Source organism: Streptomyces cahuitamycinicus, assembly GCF_002891435.1.
GTDB classification, from domain to species: domain Bacteria; phylum Actinomycetota; class Actinomycetes; order Streptomycetales; family Streptomycetaceae; genus Streptomyces; species Streptomyces cahuitamycinicus.
Genome location: NZ_POUC01001004.1, coordinates 1 through 400, shown reverse-complemented (window position 1 = coordinate 400; position 400 = coordinate 1). Strand labels below are relative to the sequence as shown.

The 400-nt window shown below is 59.0% G+C and carries 1 pseudogene; it reads left to right on the top strand.

From position 1 onward, the window contains the following. Nucleotides 1–362, top strand: a pseudogene (gene fecB / locus C1J00_RS48775) (Fe(3+) dicitrate ABC transporter substrate-binding protein FecB); the annotation flags it as partial. Nucleotides 363–400: the final 38 nt, after the last annotated feature.

The following is a 400-nucleotide window of genomic DNA, read 5'->3' as shown; positions in this document are numbered from 1 at the left end:
CATCACGCGAACAGCAATTCAACCTGCATACTCAGGAGACCTGGACCGGCAGCGTGCTGGCCTCTCTGGGGCTGAACGTTCCCGCTGCGATGGCGGGTGCGTCCATGCCGTCCATCGGCCTGGAGCAACTGCTGGCGGTCAATCCTGCCTGGCTGCTGGTTGCCCACTATCGCGAAGAGAGCATTGTTAAACGCTGGCAACAAGATCCGCTCTGGCAGATGTTAACCGCCGCGCAGAAGCAGCAGGTTGCTTCGGTCGACAGTAACACCTGGGCGCGGATGCGCGGTATTTTTGCTGCAGAGCGTATTGCCGCTGACACGGTAAAAATCTTCCACCATCAGCCGCTTACCGTTGTGAAATGACCGCGATAAAACACCCGGTGCTGCTGTGGGGGCTTCCC